We start from the raw sequence: 15,814 nt of genomic DNA, 5'->3' as shown, positions 1-15,814 counted from the left end.
CGATGGGCACTCAGATATCCAACACCTGCGAAGCAATCCCGAAATACACCAGCACCCCGGCGGCATCGGCAATCGACGTCACCAAAGGCCCGCTGGCAGTGGCCGGGTCAAGCTTCATGCGGCTGAGCAGAAACGGCAGGCTCATGCCGATCAGGCTACCGAGCAGAACGATGACCAGCATGCTGCTGGCAACGATCAGGGCGATATCCGGACCACCGCGCAATACCCCCAACGACGCCACCGCAACCGCCATGGTGCCCCCCAGGGCCAACGCCACGCCGCATTCACGTCCGAGCAAGCTCAGCCAGTCACGCATGACCACTTCACCCGTGGCGAGCGCGCGGACCATCAAGGTTGCCGACTGGGCGCCGGCATTACCGCCGCTATCCACCAGCAAAGGCAGGAAAAACACCAGGGCGATATGCGCAGCGATGGTGTCTTCGAAAGCGGCGATACCCGCGCCGGAAAACAGGTTGCCGAACACCAGCAGCACCAGCCACAGCACGCGTTTGCGATAGAGCAAACCCACCGTCGCGGTCTTCAGATTGCCCAGATGGGTACCGATCAAGGCGCCCTTGTGAAAATCCTCGGTGGCCTCCTCGACCACTACGTCCATGGCATCGTCACAGGTGACAATGCCCACCAGACGCCCGCTGCTGTCCAGCACCGGCAACGCCAGCAGGTCGTGCTCACTGATTCGCCTGGCCACTTCTTCCTGGGAAGTGACAGTACTGACGCTTAGCACCGGACGCACCATCAGTTGTTCCACCGGCAGCTCAGGAGTAGCCAGAATCAGCTCACGCAGCGACAGCGTGCCAAGCAAGTTGCCTTGCTCGTCGAGCACATAGGATTGATAGATGGTTTCGGCATCGGCGGCTTCGCGGCGCAGCATGTCGATGGCCTGGCTTGCGCTCAGGCCGCTGCAGATACACGAGTAGTGGCTGCTCATCAGCGCTCCTGCAGTCCCTGCAGGGTAGCGCCCGGCCTGCAGCAGGTCGTCGCGACGGGCCTGGGCTTGCTCACGGGGCAAGGCCAATCCGCCCGGGTTTGCTTGGTGAATCGTGGTCATATCGATCTCCAGGCAGCAGCGCAGGTGCCTGGAGGCCGACCGGCAAGGCTGTCGGTCAGCTAACGGGCAGCCCTGACGCCACTGCGTTCAGTGCCAGAATGTAGGTTCGCGATGAACTGAAACTGGGAAGGTCCATTAAGGGTGTCGTCTCGTAAGCCGCACATGCGGCGCGGGGATGATAGCCAGTTCGGCAAGCGCGAACAGCCGTTTTTCCGGGCTTTCGCGGCATTTCAGAATGCTCCTACAGTCAGGCTTACAAGCGGTCTGACAGACCATTCGCAGAGCAATAGCGCCGCCGAACGCCACCAACCATCTACAACGCCATTCCTTCGCGGCGCCAGCGGTGTAGAATCGGGCTATTCATCGCCAGTCATCCCCGGCGGGTTTATGAGCTCTGGCCGAGCGCACGGCGATCCCGCGGCGATCTCGGCTTCATCCGTACCAGCGGCCACCTGCCTTCGGTGCAAAGGACAAGAGAAGCTCACTCCCCTTTTTGTTACCTGATTAGCCGCCAGGAGTGCTTCATGCCTGATTACCGCTCGAAAACGTCCACCCACGGCCGCAACATGGCCGGCGCACGCGCTTTGTGGCGCGCCACCGGGATGAAAGACGAAGATTTCAAAAAACCGATCATCGCCATCGCCAACTCGTTCACCCAGTTCGTCCCGGGGCATGTGCACCTGAAGGACCTGGGCCAGCTGGTCGCCCGCGAGATCGAACGCGCCGGTGGCGTGGCCAAGGAATTCAACACCATCGCGGTCGACGACGGCATCGCCATGGGCCACGACGGCATGCTCTATTCGCTGCCGAGCCGCGAGATCATCGCCGACTCGGTCGAGTACATGGTCAACGCCCACTGCGCCGACGCCATCGTCTGCATCTCCAACTGCGACAAGATCACCCCTGGCATGCTCATGGCCGCCCTGCGCCTGAACATTCCGGTGATCTTCGTTTCCGGCGGACCGATGGAAGCCGGCAAGACCAAGCTGGCCAGCCATGGTCTGGACCTGGTCGACGCCATGGTCATTGCCGCCGACTCGAGCGCTTCCGATGAAAAGGTCGCCGAATACGAGCGCAGCGCCTGCCCGACCTGCGGTTCCTGCTCCGGCATGTTCACCGCCAACTCGATGAACTGCCTGACCGAAGCCCTGGGCCTGGCCTTGCCGGGCAACGGTTCGACCCTGGCCACCCACAGCGACCGCGAACAGCTGTTCCTGCAGGCCGGACGCACCATCGTCGAGCTGTGCAAGCGTTACTACGGCGACAACGACCAGAGCGTGCTGCCGCGTAACATTGCCAACTTCAAGGCGTTCGAAAACGCCATGATGCTCGACATCGCCATGGGCGGCTCGACCAACACCATCCTCCATCTGCTGGCCGCCGCTCAGGAAGCCGAGATCGATTTCGACCTGCGCGATATCGATCGCCTGTCGCGCAAAGTGCCGCAGCTGTGCAAGGTCGCGCCAAACATCCAGAAGTACCACATGGAAGACGTCCACCGCGCTGGCGGCATCTTCAGCATCCTCGGCTCGCTGGCCCGTGGCGGCCTGCTGCACACCGACCTGCCGACCGTGCACAGCCCGAGCATGGAAGAAGCCATCGCCAAGTGGGACATCACCCAGACCGACGACGCCGCGGTGCACCACTTCTTCAAGGCCGGCCCGGCCGGTATCCCGACCCAGACCGCGTTCAGCCAGTCGACCCGCTGGGAAACCCTGGACGACGACCGTGAAAACGGCTGCATCCGCAGTGTCGAGCACGCCTACTCGCAAGAAGGCGGCCTGGCCGTGCTGTACGGCAACATCGCCCTGGACGGTTGCGTGGTGAAGACCGCGGGTGTCGACGAGTCGATCCATGTGTTCGAAGGCAACGCGAAAATCTTCGAAAGCCAGGACAGCGCCGTGCGCGGCATTCTTGCCGACGAAGTGAAGGAAGGCGACATCGTCATCATTCGCTACGAAGGCCCGAAAGGCGGCCCGGGCATGCAGGAAATGCTCTACCCGACCTCCTACCTGAAGTCCAAAGGCCTGGGCAAAGCCTGCGCGCTGCTCACCGACGGTCGTTTCTCCGGCGGCACTTCGGGCCTGTCCATCGGCCACGCTTCGCCTGAAGCGGCTGCCGGCGGCGCCATCGGCCTGGTGCAGGATGGTGACAAGGTACTGATCGACATCCCGAACCGCTCGATCAACCTGCTGGTCAGCGATGAAGAGTTGGCGGCACGTCGTGTTGAGCAGGACAAGAAGGGCTGGAAGCCGGTGGAAGTGCGTCCACGTAAAGTGACCACCGCACTGAAAGCCTACGCCCTGCTGGCCACCAGCGCCGACAAGGGCGCGGTACGCAACAAGGCGTTGCTCGACGGGCTGTAAGTCACGCGGCAAATAAAAACCGGCGCCTGGTGCGCCGGTTTTTTATGCCTGTGATTTATGCGTTGTGCCTATCGCCGGCATGCCCCTGTGGCTCCCTGATCTTGTACCAGGCCACATACAAGGCTGGCAGGAACAGCAAGGTCAGCAGGGTGGCGATGATAATCCCGCCGATCATCGCGTAGGCCATTGGCCCCCAGAACACCTCACGGGCGATGGGGATCATGCCCAGGCTCGCCGCCGCCGCCGTCAGCAGAATCGGCCGGCGGCGATGGTTGGTGGCTTCCATGACAGCGGCCCAGGGGGATAGCCCCTGCTCTTCGTACTCGTGTATCTGGGTCACCAGGATCACCGAGTTACGGATGATGATGCCGATCAGCGCGAGAATCCCGAGGATCGCGACGAAGCCCATGGGCGTACCCGTCGGCACCAGTGCCAGGACCACACCGATCAACCCCAAAGGCGCCACGCTGGCCACCAGGAACAGCTTCTGCACACTGTGCAGCTGGATCATCAGGAACGTGCCCATCAGGAACAGCATCAGCGGTATGACCTTGGCGATCGGCCCCTGAGCCTTGCCACTGGCCTCCACCGTACCGCCGGTTTCAACCTTGTAGCCCACCGGCAGTTTACTGGCGAAGTCGTCGATCTGCGGCTTGAGCTCACGCACCAGATCGGTCGGCTGGATATCGCCACGCACCGCCGCCTTGATGGTGATGGTCGGCTTGCGGTCGCGACGCCAGACCAGCGGCTGCTCCAGCTCGTAGCGCACAGTGGCGAAGGCCAGCAACGGAATCGAGGTGCCGTTGGGGGTGACGATCTGCAGGTTCTGCAGGGTCTGCGGCGAGCTGCGCTCTTTGTCCACAGCGCGGGCGACGACGTTGATCAGGTAAATGCTGTCGTTGACCTGGGTGATCTGCGTGCCGCTGACAATGCTGTTCATGACATTGGCCACGTCCTCGGACGACAGGCCAAGCTGGCGCGCCTTGTCCTGGGCAATTTCCACGCGCAACACCTTGCCCGGTTCGTTCCAGTCGTAAATCATCTGGCCGACGTTGTCATTACTGTCGAGCAGGGCCGCCAGGGCAATGGCATGTTTGCGCACCTGATCGATGTCCGGGCCCATCACCCGGTACTGGAGCGGCAGCCCCACCGGCGGGCCCATTTCCAGCGACTGGACGTTACTGCCAATACCGACGAAGTCCTCGCGCAAACGCTGCTTCAAGCGCTTGATCAGCCCTTCGCGCTCCTCGAAACCTTTACTGACGATCACCAGCTGGGCGTAGTACGGGTTCTGCAGTTGCTGATCCAGTGGCAGGTAGAAACGAATTGCGCCCTGGCCGATATAGGTGCTCCAGCGCTCGATGTCCGGGTCGCCCTTGAGCGTTGCTTCAAGCCGGTCCACCGCTTTGCGGGTCTCTTCGATCGAAGCGTTCTGCGGCAGGTTGAGGTCAACGAGAATCTCCGGACGGTCCGAAGAGGGGAAGAACTGGTTCTGCACGAAACGCATGCAGAACAACGCCAGCACGAACAGCAAAATGGTGCCAACGATGGTCAGCCAGCGATGGCGCATGCACCACAGCAAGCTGTGTTCGAAGGCCTTGCCGACGCGCCCGGGCTCTTCATCGTGCGGTTTGACCTTGGCGTTGAGGATATGCACGCCCAGTACCGGCGCGAACACCACCGCCACCACCCAGGACACCAGCAATGCCGCGGCAATCACCGCGAACAGCGTGTAGGTATATTCCCCCGCCGAACTGGCATTGAGACCGATCGGCATGAAGCCGGCCACCGTCACCAGGGTACCGGTAAGCATCGGGAAGGCCGTCGAGGTGTAAGCGAAGGTCGCCGCCTGTTCCTTGGTCTCGCCCATTTCCAGGCGCGTGACCATCACCTCCACGGTAATCATCGCATCGTCCACCAACAGCCCCAGGGCAATGATCAACGCGCCCAGGGAGATACGCTGCATGGTGATGCCGCTGTACTCCATGAAAATGAACACCATGGCCAGCACCAGCGGAATCGAGCAGGCCACCACCAGGCCGGCGCGAATGCCCAGGCTGACGAAGCTCACCACCAGCACGATGATGACCGCCTCGAACAAGGCACTGGTGAATCCGCCGACGGCTTCTTCCACCACCACCGCCTGGTCGGAGACGGTATGCACGCCGACACCCACCGGCAGCTCGCTGATCACCCGGTCCATCATTTTATGCAGATCGGCGCCAAACACCTGGATGTTGCCACCGGCCTTCATGCCGATGCCCAGGCCAATGGCTGGCATGCCGTTGTAACGAAACTGCGGCGCCGGCGGATCGACATAGCCGCGCTGGATTTCGGCGATATCGGCCAGGCGGAAGAAGCGGTCATTGATGCGCAGGTTGACCGTTTCCAGGTCTTTCTCCGAGGCGAACTGGCCGGAAGTGCGCACCGACACACGTTCAGGTCCGGCTTCGATCACCCCGGCCGGGGTCACCGCGTTCTGCGCTTGCAAGGCCTGCAGCACCTGGCGCTGATCGATACCGAACGAGGCCAGCTTGCGGGTGGAGAAGTTGAGGTACAGCACCTCGTCCTGGGTACCGATCATCTCGACCTTGCCCAGCCCGGGCACTTCGCGGATCTCGGCACGTACCTGCTCGACGTAGTCGCGCAGCTGGCGCATGGTCAGCCCGTCGGCGGTAAAGGCATAGATCGAACCGTAGACGTCACCGAACTCGTCGTTGAACCCCGGCCCCTGGATGCCCTGGGGAAACTGCCCACGAATGTCCTGGATCTTCTTGCGTACCTGGTACCAGATCTGGGGAATGTCCTTGGACGGGGTGGTATCGAGCAGGTTGACATACACCGTCGACTCACCCGGCCGGGTGTAGCTCTTCACATAGTCGAGCGAATCGAGCTCCTCGAGCTTTTTCTCGATGCGGTCGGTGACCTGATTGAGCATCTCGTCCTGGGTTGCGCCCGGCCAGCGCGTCTGGATGACCATGGTCTTGATGGTGAATGAAGGGTCTTCCTCACGCCCCAGGTTCATGTAGGAGAACACGCCCATCAGCAAGCCGACGAACATCAGGTACCAGACAAAGGATTGGTGCTTCAGCGCCCACTCCGACAGGTTGAAGCTTCCTTTCATCGCGGGTCTTCCTCATCGACTATGACCTTCTGGCCCGGTTTCAGGGTGTTAACACCTGCGGTGACAACACGCTCTCCCGCCTCGACACCCGAGCTCAGCACCACGCTGGTGGCGGTACGCTCAAGCAGTTTCACCTCGCGGGTGGCCACCGTGTTCTGTTGCGGGTCGACCACCCACACGCGGGGCTGGCCATCCTCTTCAAGCAACGCGGAAGCCGGCAACTCGGTGCGCGGCGACACCGTCGAAGTCAGCGTGACGCTGATGGCCGTCCCCAGGTAAAAGGACTCGGGAGTAGTGGCCAGCGTCAGGCGGGCACGGCGGGTTCGCGTGGCAGCGTCGGCCTGGGGCTCGAGTTCGCGCAAGGTCGCGGTAGTGTTGATGCTCGGGTCGAGCTGCGAAGCCACCTCGAACTTCAGGTCGGCAGACAACTGTTCGGCCAGGTAGGTCGGCAGGTCAATGACCGCCTCCTTGATATCCGGGCGGGCCAGGGTGACCACCGGCTGACCGGCACTGACGGTCTGCCCCGCTTCTGCCTGCCAGTTGGTGACCACTGCGGCGTGATCGGTCTTGAGTTCGCTGTAGCCCAGCTGATCTCGCGCCTGGGCGACGGCGGCCCGGGCCTGCTCCAGGGAGGCACCGGTGGTTTTCAGGTTGGTCTGGGCGGCGTCCAGTTGTGCCTGGGCGCCGACGCCGCGATCGAACAACTGCTGCTGGCGACGGGCATCGGCCTGGGCATTGATCCACTGGGCCTGGACCTTGGCCAGATCGCCCTCGGCAGCGCGCAACTGGTTGCGCTGATCGGCCGGATCCAGGCTGGCCAATGTATCGCCCGGCTTCACCTCGCTGCCGACATCGACCCAGCGCCGGGCGATACGACCGGCCACGCGAAAGCCCAGGGTGCTCTCGTAGCGCGCCTGGATAGTGCCGGCAAACCGCCCGAGGTTGGCTTGTACCTGCGGCTGAACGATCACCGACAGCACCGGACGGATCGGCTCGGCGTCTGTGGCAGACTTTTCACAACCGGCCAGGAACAACACGCTGCACAGGCTCAGTGCGACTGCTTTCATTGCGCTACCCCACTGTCCTTGAGCGGTGCGACTTCCACCTGCATGCCTGGGGTGAGCAACTGCCCGCCAGCCACCACCACGGTTTCTCCGCCTTTGAGTCCTTCGCTGATGACCACTTTGCCAGTCAGATAGCGACTGACCTTGACCCGTCGCAGGCTGACCTTGTTGCCCTCACCCACCAGCCATACGGCTGGATCGTGCAGGGCCTTGGTCAACGCCGACCAGGGCAGTTCGATACTCGGTTTGCCCTGGGCATGGCCAGTGGCGCTGACCGCCGAACCCAGCTCCATACCGGGCGGTACATCGTCCAACGCCACCTTGACCTGCACCGTGCCGCTCTGGTCGGAAACGGTCGGGGTAATTTCACGCACATGCCCCTTGGCCTGGATTTTCGGGTTGTCCACCAGGCTGACGATGATCGTATCGCTGCTCGGCGGCGCGACCAGCAAGGATTCGTAGACATTGAACACCGCATCACGCTCGCCATCGTGGGCCAGGGTGAAGATCGGTGCGGTGGCCTGCACCACCTGGCCGACTTCAGCCTGGCGATCAGTGATGATTCCAGCGGCATCGGCCACCAGTGCGGTGTAGCTCAGCTGGTCACGGGCGTTGGCCAGTTGCGCCTGGGCGGCCTTCAAGGCGCTCTGGCTACTGCGCAGTGCCGCCTGGGCCGAGTCGTACTCGCTCTGGCTGGTATAGCCCTTGGGCAACAGTTTTTGCTGACGGACAAAGGCTGCACTGGTCTGGGTCACCCGTGCCTGCTCGGCAAATACCTCGGCCTTGGCCGAATCGACATTAGCCTGCAGGTCCTTGGGGTCGAGCCGGGCCAGGACCTGGTTGGCCTTCACGTGATCGCCAACATCGACACTGCGGGAAATGATCTTGCCACCCACGCGGAACGACTGATCCGCCTGCACCCGTGCCTGGACATCGCCCGTGAGGGTCACAGAGGCGGCAAAGTCACTGGGTTGAACCTGTTGTACACCTACCCTGCGAAGCTCGAGTTCAGCGGTGTTTTTTTCGCCACAGCCGGTAAGCACGAGCATCGAGCCCAGGCTGACGACCCATACAATACGCAACACCGTCATGCAGGCTCCTTGCATGTTCAGATCGATACAGAGATGCGAGTGTTAGCGTAGATCAGCGAATGCGCCGCCGCTGTAACTAATGCAATTCCTTTGAGCTTGATCAGTCGGCGGGGCAGCGTGAGCGTTGGAAGCCATCGCGGGGCAAGCCCGCTCCCACAGATTCACCTTGTGGGAGCGGGCTTGCCCCGCGATGTTTTGCAGGTCAGGCCGAAACAGACGCCGCAGCGCGACCCACTTCCGGCTGTTTCCAGGAATCGGCAGCGCTTTCCTCGATGGCCTGCTGGATCGCCCGACGACGGCGCTCTTCGCCACGACGGCTGACGTACCAGACCATGAAGGTCACCAGCGACACCGACAGCAGGATCAGGCTGGCCACGGCGTTGATCTCCGGCTTCACGCCCAGACGCACCGCCGAGAACACTTCCATCGGCAAGGTGGTCGAACCCGGGCCGGAGACGAAGCTGGCCAGTACCAGGTCGTCCAGCGACAGCGCGAAGGACATCATGCCGCCCGCCGCCAGCGACGGTGCGATCATCGGGATGGTGATCAGGAAGAACACCTTCCACGGCTTGGCACCCAGGTCCATGGCCGCTTCCTCGATCGACAGGTCCAGCTCACGCAGACGCGCCGACACCACCACCGCCACATAGGCAGCACAGAAGGTGGTATGCGCGATCCAGATGGTGACGATACCGCGCTCCTGCGGCCAGCCGATCATCTGCGCCATGGCCACGAACAGCAGCAACAGCGACAGACCGGTAATCACCTCGGGCATTACCAGCGGCGCGGTGACCAGGCCACCGAACAGGGTACGGCCCTTGAAGCGCGTGACCCGGGTCAGCACGAAGGCCGCCAGGGTGCCCAGCGCTACCGCGGCAATCGCGGTGTAGCAGGCGATCTCCAGCGAGCGCATCACCGAGCCCATCAACTGGCTGTTGTCGAGCAAGCCGACGTACCACTTGATCGACCAGCCGCCCCAGACCGTCACCAGCTTCGAGGCGTTGAACGAGTAGATCACCAGGATCAGCATGGGCAGGTAGATGAACAACAAGCCCAGAATCAACATCAGCTTGGAGAAACTGAAACGCTTCATGCCCTGCCCTCCATCTCTTTGGCCTGACTACGGTTGAAGAGCAGAATCGGCACGATCAGGATCGCCAGCATCACCACCGCCAGGGCAGAAGCCACCGGCCAGTCACGGTTGTTGAAGAACTCTTGCCAGAGCACTTTACCGATCATCAAGGTTTCCGGACCGCCGAGCAGTTCCGGGATAACGAACTCACCAACCACCGGAATGAACACCAGCATGCAGCCGGCGATGATGCCGTTTTTCGACAGCGGCACGGTGATCTTCCAGAAGCTGTTGAAGGTGCTCGAGCCCAGGTCCGATGCGGCCTCAAGCAGGCTCTGGTCGTGTTTGACCAGGTTGGCGTAGAGCGGCAGGATCATGAACGGCAGGTACGAATAGACCACGCCGATGTACACCGCCAGGTTGGTGTTGAGGATCTGCAGCGGCTGGTCGATCAGGCCCAGCCACATCAGGAAGCTGTTGAGCAGGCCGTTGTTGCTGAGAATGCCCATCCAGGCATAAACGCGGATCAGGATCGCGGTCCAGGTCGGCATCATGATCAGCAGCAACAGGACCGTCTGCGTCTCCTTGCGGGCGTTGGCGATGGCATAGGCCATCGGATAGCCGATCAACAGGCACAACAGGGTGCTGAAGAAGGCCATCTTCAACGAGCCCAGGTACGCCGAGATGTACAGTTCATCCTCGGTCAACAGGCCATAGTTGGCCATGTTCAGCACCAGCTGCACCTTGTCTTCGACGTAGCTGTAGATTTCGGTGTACGGCGGGATCGCCACGTCCGCTTCAGCAAAGCTGATCTTCAGGACGATGAAGAACGGCAGCATGAAGAACAGGAACAGCCAGATGAACGGCACGCCGATCACCATGTGGCGCCCTTCAGGCTTTATCCGGTTGAAGGCTCGCTTGAGCTTGCGCAGGTTCATGACCGCAGTACCACGCCGCTGTCATCTTCCCACCAGACGTAAACCTGGTCGTCCCAGGTCGGCCGGGTGCCCTGACGTTCGGCGTTGGCAACGAACGACTGGACGATCTTGCCGCCAGGCAGTTCGACGTAGAACACCGAGTGGCCACCCAGGTAGGCGATGTCGTGAACCTTGCCGCGCGACCAGTTGTGCTCGCAGGTCGGCTGCTGGGTGGTGACCAGCAGTTTTTCCGGACGCAGTGCGTAGGTGATGCGCTTGTCTTCCACCGAGGTGGTCACACCGTGACCGACGTAGATCTTGCGCTCCAGCTCCTGGCTGGCAATCACCGCGTGACCCTCGGCATCTTCGACCACTTCACCCTCGAACAGGTTGACGTTGCCGATGAACTCGCAGACCAGGCGGCTGGTCGGGGTCTCGTAGATGTCGATCGGGCTGCCGATCTGGGCGATCCAGCCAAGGTGCATGATGGCGATGCGCTGGGCCATGGTCATGGCCTCTTCCTGGTCGTGGGTCACCATGACGCAGGTCACGCCGACCCGCTCGATGATCTCGACCAGCTCAAGCTGCATCTGCGAACGCAGCTTCTTGTCCAGTGCGCCCATCGGCTCGTCGAGCAGCAGCAGTTTCGGGCGCTTGGCCAGGGAGCGCGCCAGGGCTACACGTTGACGCTGACCACCGGAAAGCTGGTGCGGCTTGCGCTTGGCGTACTGGGTCATGTGCACCAGCTTGAGCATCTCGCCGACACGCGCGTCGATCTCGGCCTTGGGCATGCGGTCCTGCTGCAGGCCGAAAGCGATGTTCTGCGCCACGGTCATGTGCGGGAACAGCGCATAGGACTGGAACATCATGTTGATCGGCCGCTCGTAGGGCGGCATGTCAGTGATGTCGACGCCATCGAGGAAGATGCGCCCCTCGGTCGGCCGTTCGAAGCCGGCCAGCATGCGCAGCAAGGTGGACTTGCCCGAACCGGAGCCACCGAGCAGGGCGAAGATCTCACCCTTCTTGATTTCCAGGGACACATCGTCTACGGCGATGGTTTCGTCGAACTTTTTCGTGACCCGGTCGATTTTGACCAGCACCTGTTTAGGTTGCTGGTCGCCCTCGAGGGCTTTCTTATAGGCACCGGAGGCAACAGCCATTTGTGAAACTCCCAACAAGATTTTTTGCGTCCGCCCCTGCCGTGACGGACTCTGGATTTTTACTTGCCCGACTTGATCTTGGTCCAGCTACGGGTCATCAAACGTTGCACCTTGGGAGGTAGCTCCGAGTTGACGTACAACTTGTCCAGCACTTCTTGCGGTGGATAAACCGCTGCGTCGGTTCGCACGCTCTGATCCATCAGATCGCCAGCCTTGGGGTTCGGGTTGGCATAACCGACGTAATCGCTGACCTGGGCAATGACCTCAGGCTGCAGCAAATAGTTGATGAAGGCATGAGCCTCTTTGACATTGGTCGAATCCTTGGGGATCGCCAGCATGTCGAACCAGAGGTTGCCGCCTTCTTTGGGAATCACATAGGCCACGTCCACGCCCTTGCCGGCTTCTTCGGCACGGGATTTGGCCTGGAACACATCGCCGGAGAAACCGGCGGCCACGCAGATGTCGCCATTGGCCAGGTCCGAGATGTACTTGGACGAGTGGAAGTAGGTCACGTAAGGACGCACCGCCAGCAACTTCTTCTCGGCGTCGGCGTAGTCCTTGGGATCGGTGCTGTTGGGGTTGCGGCCCATATAGTTCAGCACTGCCGGGAGCATCTCGTCAGCCGAGTCGAGGAAGGCGACACCGCACTTGGAGAGCTTCTTGATGTTTTCCGGCTCGAACAGCATGGCCCAGGAATCGATCGTGTCGGTGCCCAGCGCCGCCTTGACCTTCTCGACGTTGTAGCCGATGCCATTGGTGCCCCACAGGTAGGGGACGGCGTACTGGTTGCCCGGATCGTTCTTCTCCAGGCGCTTCATCAGCGCCGGGTCGAGGTTCGAATAGTTCGGCAGCAGCGACTTGTCGAGCTTCTGGAACGCGCCCGCCTTGATCTGCTTGCCGAGGAAATGGTTGGACGGCACGACCACGTCATAGCCGGTACGACCGGCCAGCAGTTTGCCTTCCAGGGTTTCATTGGAGTCAAAGACATCCTGCACCGGTTTGATCCCGGTGGCTTTTTCAAAATCCGCGAGTGTCGTCTGGCCGATGTAGTCCGACCAGTTGTAAATGTGCACCGTGGGCGCCGCTTGGACGCTGATCGCCAGCGTCAGACCCGCTCCAGCCAGCATGGCCTTGCGAAATAGAGAATTAGACAAGTGAGAGGTCCTCTACAAAAGTGCCCGAGTCATACGGCAGAAATCCCTGCCCGATAACCAAACCGGCGCGCAACTTACCTTCGATACACGCATGTCGCAAAAACAATTTGCCACTTTCCGCGATCCTGGGCGTGATTAGCACCACGCCCAGGGTGAATCGGGCTTATTTGCCCGACTTGATCTTGGTCCAGCTGCGAGTGATCTCGCGTTGGGCTTTAGCACCCGGGTCAGCAATGGCGTACAGCAGCTTCTTCACATCAGCCGGTGGATAGATGCTCGGATCACCCGAGATGTCTTTCTCCACCAGCGGGGTAGCCGCCTTGTTGCCGTTCGGGAAGCGCACGGCGTTGGTGATACCGGCCATGACTTCCGGCTGCATCAGGAAGTCCATGAACTTGTAGGCAGCATCAACGTTGGCTGCGTCTTTCGGGATGGCAACCATGTCGTAGAAGGTACCGGCGCCTTCTTTCGGAATGACGTAGTCCAGCTTGACCTTGTCACCGGCCTCGTGAGCACGGGCCTTGGACTGCTCCAGGTCACCCGAGTACCCCACGGCCACGCAAATGTTGCCGTTGGCCAGGTCCGAGATGTACTTGGAGGAGTGGAAATAGGCGATCGAAGGACGAACCGTCAGGAACAGGTCTTCGGCTGCCTTGAGGTCAGCTTTGTTCGTGCTGTTGGTAGGCTTGCCCAGGTAATGCAGCGCCGCCGGGATCATCTCGGTCGGGGCATCGAGGAAGCTTACGCCGCAGCTCTTGAGCTTCTCGATGTTCTCAGGCTTGAACACCACGTCCCAGGAGTCGATCTTGTCGACGCCCAGCGCTGCCTTGACCTTCTCCGGGTTGTAACCGATACCGATCGAGCCCCACATGTAGGGGAACGCATATTTGTTACCCGGGTCGCTGGCATCGCCAACGGCCTTGAGCAGGTCTTCGTCGAGGTTTTTCCAGTTCGGCAGCTTGGAGCGATCGAGCTCCTGATAGACACCCGCCTTGATCTGTTTGGCCAGGAAGTTGTTCGACGGTACGACGATGTCGTAGCCGGACTTGCCTGCCAGCAACTTGGCTTCGAGGGTTTCGTTGCTGTCGAAGACGTCGTAGACGACCTTGATGCCGGTCTGCTTCTCGAAGTTGGCGACGGTATCCGGTGCGATGTAATCGGACCAGTTGTAGACGTGCAGCACTTTGTCATCCGCCTGAACAGCACTGGCCATGGCGCCCATCAGGGACATAGCCAACAACGTCTTGCCCAATTTCTTCATGCGTAATGCTCCAGAATTTTTTATTTAGCCATCTGTCCAGTGGCCGGCTCTTTACGGCACAAGCTTCGGGCGACTGAAACAGTCGCTAGTCTGGCAAGTTCCAAGGCGCACTTTCAAGGAAAGCACGCCTCGAAACACGATGATGCCATTACGCTAGCCTAGCACTTGGCTATTTCAGCGCTTCGAGCGTCAAGTCCAGGCATTTGCGCGCCTTTTCCACCAGCTCGTCGATCTCTTCGCGGCTGATCACCAGCGGTGGTGCAATGATCATGGTGTCGCCCACCGCGCGCATGATCAGACCGTTGTCGAAGCAGTGCTGGCGGCAGATCATGCCAGCGCCCTGACCTTCGTAACGGGCACGGGTGGCCTTGTCCTTGACCAGCTCGATGGCGCCGAGCATGCCCAGGCCACGTACTTCGCCCACCAACGGGTGATCGTTCAGCTCGCGCAGACGCTTTTGCAAATACGGTGCCGTTTCCTCTTTGACCCGCTCGACAATTTTCTCGTCGCGCAGGATTCGCAGGTTTTCCAGGCCCACAGCGGCGGCCACCGGGTGACCGGAGTAGGTGAAGCCGTGGTTGAAGTCACCACCTTCGCTGACCACCTTGGCCACTTCGTCACGCACGATCACACCGCCCATGGGGATGTAACCGGAGGTCAGGCCCTTGGCGATGGTCATCAGGTCAGGCTTGAGGTCGTAGTAATCGGAGCCGAACCACTCGCCGGTACGCCCGAAGCCGCAGATCACTTCGTCAGCAATGAACAGAATCTCGTACTTGGCGAGGATCTCCTTGATCTTCGGCCAGTAGGTGTCTGGCGGAATGATCACGCCGCCAGCGCCCTGGATCGGCTCGGCGATAAAGGCGGCGACATTGTCTTCGCCGACTTCGAGGATTTTCTTTTCCAGCTGTTCAGCGGCCCAGATACCGAACTCGTCCGGGGTCATGTCGCCACCTTCACCGAACCAGTACGGCTGCGGGATGTGCACGATGCCCGGCAGCGTGCCGCTCTGCGCATGCATGCCGCTCATGCCACCCAGCGCGGCACCGGCCACGGTGGAGCCGTGATAGCCGTTGATGCGGCCAATGATCACCTGCTTCTGCGGCTTGCCCTTGACTGCCCAGTAGTGGCGGACCATACGCAGGTTGGTGTCGTTACCTTCAGAACCGGAGCCGGTGAAGAACACATGGGTCATGCCTTCTGGCGCTACGTCAGAGACTGCCTTGGCCAGTTCCAGCGCCGGTGGGTGCGCAGTCTGGAAGAACAGGTTGTAGTACGGCAGCTCACGCATCTGCTTGGCTGCGACCTCAACCAGCTCTTCACGACCGTAGCCGACCGCCACACACCACAGACCAGCCATACCGTCGAGGATCTTGTTGCCCTCGCTGTCCCACAAGTGCACGCCTTCAGCTTTGGTGATGATCCGCGGGCCCTTCTCTTTCAGCTGTTTATAGTCACTGAAAGGCGCCAGGTGATGCTCACTGCTAAGGGTTTGCCACTCACGGGTTTGCGGGTTGTTGACGCTCATGTGCTTCT

11 protein-coding genes are annotated in these 15,814 nt (G+C 61.0%); 1 reads left to right on the top strand and 10 read right to left on the bottom strand.

What is annotated here, in order from left to right; translation table 11 throughout:
• Nucleotides 1-10 precede the first annotated feature (10 nt).
• Nucleotides 11-1,069, bottom strand: a complete 1,059-nt coding sequence (gene mgtE, locus NPS47_RS18295; protein ID WP_274296211.1) for a magnesium transporter — start codon at nucleotides 1,067-1,069, stop codon at nucleotides 11-13.
• 524 nt (nucleotides 1,070-1,593) lie between these two features.
• Here mgtE and ilvD point away from each other — a divergent pair.
• Nucleotides 1,594-3,435, top strand: a complete 1,842-nt coding sequence (gene ilvD, locus NPS47_RS18290; protein WP_157194591.1) for a dihydroxy-acid dehydratase — start codon at nucleotides 1,594-1,596, stop codon at nucleotides 3,433-3,435.
• A gap of 55 nt (nucleotides 3,436-3,490) precedes the next feature.
• On the opposite strand, the gene NPS47_RS18285 is transcribed toward ilvD, so the two are convergent.
• The 9 genes from NPS47_RS18285 to NPS47_RS18245 form a co-directional block, all read right to left on the bottom strand.
• The gene (locus tag NPS47_RS18285) at nucleotides 3,491-6,559 is read right to left on the bottom strand and encodes an efflux RND transporter permease subunit (protein WP_274296210.1); all 3,069 of its coding nucleotides are present in this window, start codon (nucleotides 6,557-6,559) and stop codon (nucleotides 3,491-3,493) included.
• Nucleotides 6,556-7,626, bottom strand: coding sequence for an efflux RND transporter periplasmic adaptor subunit (locus NPS47_RS18280; RefSeq protein ID WP_274296209.1), 1,071 nt, complete (start codon nucleotides 7,624-7,626; stop codon nucleotides 6,556-6,558). Before NPS47_RS18280 ends, NPS47_RS18285 begins: the two co-directional genes overlap by 4 nt.
• On the bottom strand, nucleotides 7,623-8,714 hold the full coding sequence (locus NPS47_RS18275) for an efflux RND transporter periplasmic adaptor subunit (protein ID WP_274296208.1): 1,092 nt from the start codon (nucleotides 8,712-8,714) through the stop codon (nucleotides 7,623-7,625). Before NPS47_RS18275 ends, NPS47_RS18280 begins: the two co-directional genes overlap by 4 nt.
• Before the next feature lie 202 nt (nucleotides 8,715-8,916).
• Nucleotides 8,917-9,807: an ABC transporter permease subunit gene (locus NPS47_RS18270; RefSeq protein WP_274296207.1), complete on the bottom strand. Its 891-nt coding sequence runs from the start codon at nucleotides 9,805-9,807 to the stop codon at nucleotides 8,917-8,919.
• Nucleotides 9,804-10,724 (bottom strand): ABC transporter permease subunit, encoded by a 921-nt coding sequence (locus NPS47_RS18265; protein ID WP_274296206.1) that lies wholly within the window; start codon nucleotides 10,722-10,724, stop codon nucleotides 9,804-9,806. Before NPS47_RS18265 ends, NPS47_RS18270 begins: the two co-directional genes overlap by 4 nt.
• Nucleotides 10,721-11,863, bottom strand: coding sequence for a polyamine ABC transporter ATP-binding protein (gene potA, locus NPS47_RS18260; protein WP_274296205.1), 1,143 nt, complete (start codon nucleotides 11,861-11,863; stop codon nucleotides 10,721-10,723). Before potA ends, NPS47_RS18265 begins: the two co-directional genes overlap by 4 nt.
• 59 nt (nucleotides 11,864-11,922) lie before the next feature.
• Nucleotides 11,923-13,017, bottom strand: coding sequence for a polyamine ABC transporter substrate-binding protein (locus NPS47_RS18255; RefSeq protein WP_274296204.1), 1,095 nt, complete (start codon nucleotides 13,015-13,017; stop codon nucleotides 11,923-11,925).
• Nucleotides 13,018-13,180: 163 nt separating this feature from the next.
• The gene (locus tag NPS47_RS18250) at nucleotides 13,181-14,278 is read right to left on the bottom strand and encodes a polyamine ABC transporter substrate-binding protein (protein WP_274296203.1); all 1,098 of its coding nucleotides are present in this window, start codon (nucleotides 14,276-14,278) and stop codon (nucleotides 13,181-13,183) included.
• A gap of 169 nt (nucleotides 14,279-14,447) precedes the next feature.
• Nucleotides 14,448-15,806 (bottom strand): aspartate aminotransferase family protein, encoded by a 1,359-nt coding sequence (locus tag NPS47_RS18245; RefSeq protein ID WP_274296202.1) that lies wholly within the window; start codon nucleotides 15,804-15,806, stop codon nucleotides 14,448-14,450.
• Nucleotides 15,807-15,814 lie beyond the last annotated feature (8 nt).

Source organism: Pseudomonas putida (assembly GCF_028682475.1).
GTDB classification, from domain to species: Bacteria; Pseudomonadota; Gammaproteobacteria; order Pseudomonadales; family Pseudomonadaceae; genus Aquipseudomonas; species Aquipseudomonas putida_AG.
This window is presented reverse-complemented; position numbering and strand designations above follow the sequence as displayed.

Excerpts from the sequence above, each read along its gene's own strand:
- mgtE (WP_274296211.1), bottom strand. The coding sequence starts at position 1,069 with ATGACCACGATTCACCAAGCAAACCCGGGCGGATTGGCCTTGCCCCGT.
- ilvD (WP_157194591.1), top strand. The coding sequence starts at position 1,594 with ATGCCTGATTACCGCTCGAAAACGTCCACCCACGGCCGCAACATGGCC.
- NPS47_RS18285 (WP_274296210.1), bottom strand. The coding sequence starts at position 6,559 with ATGAAAGGAAGCTTCAACCTGTCGGAGTGGGCGCTGAAGCACCAATCC.
- NPS47_RS18280 (WP_274296209.1), bottom strand. The coding sequence starts at position 7,626 with ATGAAAGCAGTCGCACTGAGCCTGTGCAGCGTGTTGTTCCTGGCCGGT.
- NPS47_RS18275 (WP_274296208.1), bottom strand. The coding sequence starts at position 8,714 with ATGACGGTGTTGCGTATTGTATGGGTCGTCAGCCTGGGCTCGATGCTC.
- NPS47_RS18270 (WP_274296207.1), bottom strand. The coding sequence starts at position 9,807 with ATGAAGCGTTTCAGTTTCTCCAAGCTGATGTTGATTCTGGGCTTGTTG.
- NPS47_RS18265 (WP_274296206.1), bottom strand. The coding sequence starts at position 10,724 with ATGAACCTGCGCAAGCTCAAGCGAGCCTTCAACCGGATAAAGCCTGAA.
- potA (WP_274296205.1), bottom strand. The coding sequence starts at position 11,863 with ATGGCTGTTGCCTCCGGTGCCTATAAGAAAGCCCTCGAGGGCGACCAG.
- NPS47_RS18250 (WP_274296203.1), bottom strand. The coding sequence starts at position 14,278 with ATGAAGAAATTGGGCAAGACGTTGTTGGCTATGTCCCTGATGGGCGCC.
- NPS47_RS18245 (WP_274296202.1), bottom strand. The coding sequence starts at position 15,806 with ATGAGCGTCAACAACCCGCAAACCCGTGAGTGGCAAACCCTTAGCAGT.